General features: G+C 39.7%; 6 protein-coding genes and 1 rRNA gene. All 7 read right to left on the reverse strand.

Going from position 1 to position 6,283, the window contains the following annotated elements; all coding sequences use genetic code 11:
• Window positions 1-102: 102 nt before the first annotated feature.
• Window positions 103-1,404 (reverse strand): histidinol dehydrogenase, encoded by a 1,302-nt coding sequence (gene hisD, locus FTU36_RS14660; RefSeq protein WP_180118402.1) that lies wholly within the window; start codon window positions 1,402-1,404, stop codon window positions 103-105.
• Between the two features lie 203 nt (window positions 1,405-1,607).
• The gene (gene hisG / locus FTU36_RS14665; protein WP_180021457.1) at window positions 1,608-2,309 is read right to left on the reverse strand and encodes an ATP phosphoribosyltransferase; all 702 of its coding nucleotides are present in this window, start codon (window positions 2,307-2,309) and stop codon (window positions 1,608-1,610) included.
• Complete coding sequence (murA, locus tag FTU36_RS14670) at window positions 2,309-3,565, reverse strand: UDP-N-acetylglucosamine 1-carboxyvinyltransferase (RefSeq protein ID WP_078191193.1); 1,257 nt, start codon at window positions 3,563-3,565, stop codon at window positions 2,309-2,311. The genes hisG and murA overlap by 1 nt, the downstream gene beginning before the upstream one ends.
• Window positions 3,566-3,571: 6 nt before the next feature.
• Window positions 3,572-3,823 carry a BolA family iron metabolism protein IbaG gene (gene ibaG, locus FTU36_RS14675; protein ID WP_078191194.1) on the reverse strand — a complete coding sequence of 84 codons (252 nt, stop codon included), beginning with the start codon at window positions 3,821-3,823 and terminating at the stop codon, window positions 3,572-3,574.
• 135 nt (window positions 3,824-3,958) lie between these two features.
• A complete protein-coding gene (gene hpf / locus FTU36_RS14680; protein WP_078191195.1) occupies window positions 3,959-4,291 on the reverse strand; it encodes a ribosome hibernation-promoting factor, HPF/YfiA family in 333 nt (110 codons plus the stop codon).
• A 168-nt stretch (window positions 4,292-4,459) separates the two neighbouring features.
• On the reverse strand, window positions 4,460-5,914 hold the full coding sequence (locus FTU36_RS14685; protein ID WP_180005468.1) for an RNA polymerase factor sigma-54: 1,455 nt from the start codon (window positions 5,912-5,914) through the stop codon (window positions 4,460-4,462).
• A 261-nt stretch (window positions 5,915-6,175) separates the two neighbouring features.
• Window positions 6,176-6,283 (reverse strand): 5S ribosomal RNA (gene rrf / locus FTU36_RS14690); the annotation flags it as partial.

The following is a 6,283-nucleotide window of genomic DNA, read 5'->3' on the forward strand; positions in this document are numbered from 1 at the left end:
AGGAATATTCATTTTATGAGATTTCCCCTCTCCTGAAAGGAGAGGGTTAGGGAAAGGTTTATATTTTTGGAAAACTAAGTTTTTCACCTAGTCTATATTTTCTTACTGATAACGATAGCGTGCTGAACGCGCATGCGCATCTAAGTTTTCCTGCTCCGCTAATGTATCAGCCGTTTTCGCTAAACTTTTCACACCATCTTCAGAGCACATAATTAAACTTGAGCGCTTTTGGAAATCATAAACACCGAGCGGTGATGAAAAACGCGCTGTGCCCGAAGTAGGCAACACGTGGTTTGGACCTGCACAGTAATCACCAATCGCTTCCGGTGTATATCGACCCATGAAAATCGCGCCGGCATGGCGGATATCTTCAGCCATTTCCTGAGCTTCATCTAAGCACAGCATCAAATGTTCAGGCGCAACTTGGTTAATCAATTCGGCGCCTTCAGCACGGTCTTTGACTAAAACCAATGCGCCGCGGTTTTCGATTGAAGTACGCGCAATATCCGCTTTTGGTAACGCTTCTAAATGCTTTTCAATCCATTGTTCCACTTGATCTAAAAGATCCGCATCTGGCGTAATGAACACCGCTTGAGCCACAGTGTCATGTTCCGCTTGCGACAACAAATCCATCGCCAGCCATTCAGCGTTATTTTGACCTTCTGCATAGACCAAAATTTCGGATGGCCCTGCAATCATATCAATGCCAACTTGACCAAATACTGCACGTTTTGCTGCCGCAACAAAACGGTTGCCCGGGCCAGTAATTTTGTCCACAGATGGAATAGTTTCTGTACCATAAGCCAATGCTGCAACCGCTTGCGCGCCGCCAATGGTAAATACACGGTGTACGCCGGCTAAGTAAGCTGCTGCCAAAACCAATGGATTCAAATCACCATTCGGCGCAGGCACCACCATAATAATTTCAGGCACGCCAGCAACATGCGCAGGTACAGCATTCATCAATACAGAAGACGGATAAGAAGCTAAACCGCCTGGTACATAGATACCTACACGGTCCAGCGGTGTGACCTTTTGACCAAGGGTATTTCCTAAAGCATCAACATAGGTCCAGCCGTCTTGCTTTTGTGCTTGGTGAAATTCACGAACACGGTTCGCAGCAAGTTCTAAGGCTTCACGCACTTCTGAACTTAAACCATCAAATGCTGCTTTCAGCTGTTCTTGTGTCAGCTCTAATTCTGAGAATTGATGCGCTGGATGTCGATCGAACTGCTGTGTCAATTTAAGAACATGAGCATCACCATGCTGACGAACATCAGCAATGATTTGGTCAACGGTTTTTAAAAGTTCTGGATCATTCACAGTTTCAAAAGCCAACAAGTCAGCAAAAGCTTGCTTGAAGTTTTGATCTTGAGTCGATAAACGTCGCATCAATTTACCCACAAGGTAATCTATTGGAAAAGATTAGTTTACCTGTTTTAGCGCAGCTTGTGGACATCTATCGCATGTGTTCATGTGGAGTTTTATTGAAAATAACTTTCGTTAAAATTAGTGAAAATACAGTTTTATCATTATTTTTTAGTTTTCATAAAAAAACCGCCCAGATTTGAGCGGTTTGGTCAGCATAGCGCTAAGAATTTAACGACTTATGCTTTTTTTGCTTGCTCGCGTTCTTCCACGGCTTTTTCTAGCTGTGCAAGAATTGGATTCAACAAAGTTTGTTTACGTTTAAAGCTTGCCTTGTTCACGATTAAACGTGAAGACACTTTACAGATTTCTTCCAAAGGCTCTAAACCATTGGCACGTAAAGTATTCCCGGTATCCACAACATCGACGATGTAATCACCTAAACCAACCAATGGCGCAAGTTCCATAGAACCATACAGTTTGATCACATCAACTTGCTCGCCTAAGCTTGCATAATATTGACGGGTCAAATTGACGTACTTGGTTGCAATCTTTAAACGACCTTTCGGACGAACCATGCCGACTTTACCAGCCGTCATTAACTTACAGTTGGCAATTTTTAAGTCCAATGGTTCATACACATTTTGTGCACCATGCTCCATCAGCACATCTTTACCTGCCACCCCAATATCTGCAGCACCATTTTCAACATAAGTTGGTACATCAGAAGCACGTAAAATTAAAATACGTACGTGCTTATGGGTCGTTGGAAAAATTAACTTACGAGATTTATCCGGATCTTCCAATAAGTTAATGCCAGCTGTTTCCAACAATGGCAAAGTTTCTTTTAAGATACGTCCCTTACTTAATGCTAAAGTTAAACCATGATCAAAATTGCCCATTACGTCAAAATTGGGATCATCGTTTCTCATATCGCTCATTAACTTACTCGCTTAATTTGGGCACCTAAACCTTGTAACTTCGCTTCAACATCTTCATAACCACGGTCAATATGATAGATACGGTCAATCAACGTTTCCCCATCAGCGGCAAGTGCTGCTAAAACCAATGAGAAAGAAGCTCGTAAATCAGTTGCCATCACGGGTGCAGCAGATAATTTCTCTACACCTGTAACAACAGCATCATTACCTTCAACCTGAATATTGGCACCCATACGTGCTAATTCAGGTACATGCATGAAACGGTTTTCGAAAATCGTTTCAGAAATTGTGGCAAAACCACGACCAATTGCATTCACCGCCATCAGCTGTGCTTGCATATCGGTTGGAAATTCTGGATGTGGTAAAGTCTGGAAACTAACTGCTTTCGGGCGTTTACCCATCATATCCAGTTCAATCCAATCTTCACCGCGCGTAACTTCCGCGCCCATTTCTTCAAATTTATCTAGCACAGACTCCAACAAGTTTGGATCAGTATGTGTGGTTTTGATTTTACCGCCAGTGATCGCTGCTGCAGCGAGATAAGAACCTGTCTCAATACGATCAGCAACAACGGCATATTCACAGCCATGTAGGCTTTCAACACCTGTAACAACCAAAGTATCTGTGTCCAAACCTTCGATTTTTGCACCCATCTTGATCAACATATTAGCAAGATCGGTAATTTCAGGTTCACGAGCCGCGTTACGAATGGTCGTTACACCGTCTGCAAGAACCGCAGCAGTTAGAATATTTTCAGTACCACCAACTGTGACCATATCAAAGACAACTTCGCCACCTTTTAGACGACCATCCACTTTGGCATGCACATAACCTGCTTCAACTTCGATCTCAGCACCAAGTGCTTCTAAAGCTTTTAAATGTTGATCTACAGGGCGTGAACCAATTGCACATCCACCCGGCAAAGACACTTTTGCACTACCATAGCGCGCCAATAACGGGCCAAGCACCAAAATAGATGCACGCATGGTTTTCACGAGTTCATATGGTGCAAATTGGTTATCTAAGCTAGAAGTATCAGCCTTAACCGTATCACCTTCATAACTGATTTGAACACCTAAACCTGCGATCAATTTCACTAAGGTGTTCACATCTTTTAGATTTGGCACATTAGTTAATGTAATAGGTGTATCCGCAAGGATAGTTGCAGCGAGTAATGGCAATGCAGCATTTTTCGCACCAGAAATACGAACTTCACCTTCGAGCTTAGTACCGCCCTGAATCAGAAATTTATCCATTAATTATTAAGCTCCGAATAAGCTTGCTTTGCGCCATTCTTCTTTGGTCATTGCACGAATTGTTACTGCATGTACTTCACCGCTGGCAATGTAGGAGTTCAAAGGTGCATAAACAGATTGTTGACGAGCAACAGGACGTTTGCCTTCAAATTGATCATCGACAATGCGTAGATCAAATTTGCCGCCTTGCCCACTAACTGCAACCTCAGCTTCTGGAAAAGCAGCTTTTAAAATTTCAGTGAGCTGTTCACTATTCATCACAAGACCCCATATAGGACTAACGGTGTAAAACCCGTCATTTTACTATAAATCTAAAAAATAATTCATTAGTCACATACATTATATATATAAAAAAAGAGGTTATAAAAAACCTCTTTTTGTACAATTTACAATCTAAACCGTTAAAGGCATATAAATGAGCTGCATTTTTCGATGTTTATGTAATTGTTTTTTTAATTTTTCAGACAATTTTTTGATCGAGGTATACATATCATCAGCGCACGCTTGTGCAAAAAGTTCTGTCCCAGGTAATCGTATAATCGCTTCCGCAATATGATTATCACTACCTTTTTTTGAACGTTTATCAACCTGATGATCTTTAGTCAGTTTGACTTGCATACTATTGACCTGATCTAAATGTTTGGTCATTTCCGCAAATTTAAGACGAATATTTTCTTCTATTGCTGGCGTAATTGTTAAATGATGGCCACGAATTGTAATCTGCATAATTCTATCCCTCACCTTCTTTCAGGACTGGAAAAGTTCAAGCCGAATCATCCAACTCAATATGCGAAGCATACATTTACACAATCAGATCATTTCGGCCATTCCTTATAAAAAAAGAGATTCATTATTTCGTCATAATGAACCTCTAGAATAGTCAGATTTTCAAATTTAGATCAACACTTTTCGCTCTGAAGATGATGGAATATGTAACGATTCACGATACTTCGCAACTGTACGACGAGCAACATCAATACCTTCTGCATTAAGCAAAACTGCAATTGCATTATCAGACAAAGGCTTACGTGTATTTTCTTCTGCAATCAACTTTTTAATTTTTGCACGAATTGCCGTCGAAGACGCTTCCCCACCAGACGATGTTCCAACATGACTTGAGAAGAAATATTTCAACTCAAATAATCCACGTGGTGTGAGCATATATTTATTTGTGGTTACACGGGAAACTGTGGATTCATGGAGTTCAACTTCTTCCGCAATATCTCGCAGGACCAAAGGCTTCATTGCCTCAGGCCCTTGTTCAAAGAACGCTCGTTGATGCTCCACAATACAGGTTGCCACTTTTAATAAAGTTTTATGTCGTTCATCAATGCTTTTAATGAAATTCTTAGCTTCAAGCATTTGATTACGTAAATATTGATTATCGTCACTTTGATCTGCACGCTTGATCATATTGGCATAGAAAGAATTCACTCGTAGCTTTGGCATTACATCAGGATTTAACTGTACCAACCAATGTTCATTCTTTTTTAGCACCACTACATCTGGAATTTGATAGTCTGAATCTTTATCTTCAAACTCTTGCCCTGGATGTGCTTTTAATGTTTTTAACAAACAAATGGCTAGTTTAAGTTGTTCCGTATTTAAACCCGTTTGCTTAATTAACTTAGGTAATTCATTGGTAATCAGCAACTCATAATTTTTCAATAATAAAATAGCTTCATATCGATATTCGACATGTTCAGGAAGATTTTCAACTTGTACCATTAAACATTCAGCGAGATTACGTGAACCTACACCTAAAGGATCTAGACGCTGAATATGCTTTAAAACCACCAAAACTTCGTCATCTTCGACTTCTTCTTCATAATCCATAGAATCTAAAAGATGCTGAACAGATTGGGTAATTTCATTTAAGTCACAATCTAAAAAACCTTTGTTATCTAAAGCATCGATAATACAGTGTGCAATTAGTTTATCGATCACAGAAAAGTGTAAAAGATTAACTTGCTCAAGCATATGTGCTTGTAAACTTTGATGCCCCTGCCGATTATCTTCGCGCTCTTCAAATTCAGCAGCACCTAAACTTGTAGGTTGATGCGTATAAACATCATCCCACTCCGTATCTACCGGTAACTCATCAGGCAAATGATCGGCATTTAATTCATTGGTTAAGTCTTTATTTTCCCTTTCTTGTTCTTGTAAGCTATTTAAACTTTCAACGGTATTTTGTTCTTCAACTTTCTCTAATAGAGGATTACTGTCGAGTTGGATTTGAATTTCTTGTTCCAATTCCAAACTTGAAAGCTGTAATAAACGAATGGCTTGTTGTAATTGAGGTGTTAATGATAAGGAATTGGCAACCTTTAACCCCATCGCTAATTTCATTAATAACTCCCCCTATAATTAACCGCACTTTATAAGCAATTTTTATGCCGTTTTATTTTTTATAGCATAATTTTGAACAGAACGCCCGATTTTTTGTCTTTTTTAGACACATTATTCAGCTAATTTATTCTTTTATTAGGAACAATTCGCCTTATAAATGAATTATTTAATTAGATATATTATTAATTTCACTCTATTTTCCTTTTCACCACACATAAAAAAACACCCCCAACGATTAAGTTGGGGGTGTTTCGAATAATGAGCTGGCGATGACTTACTCTCACATGGGTAACCCCACACTACCATCAGCGCTAAGAGGTTTCACTTCTGAGTTCGGGAAGGGATCAGGTGGTTCACTCTTGCTATTGT

The sequence above is a fragment of the Acinetobacter sp. YH12096 genome, assembly GCF_013419215.1.
In the GTDB taxonomy this organism is placed as follows: domain Bacteria; phylum Pseudomonadota; class Gammaproteobacteria; order Pseudomonadales; family Moraxellaceae; genus Acinetobacter; species Acinetobacter amyesii.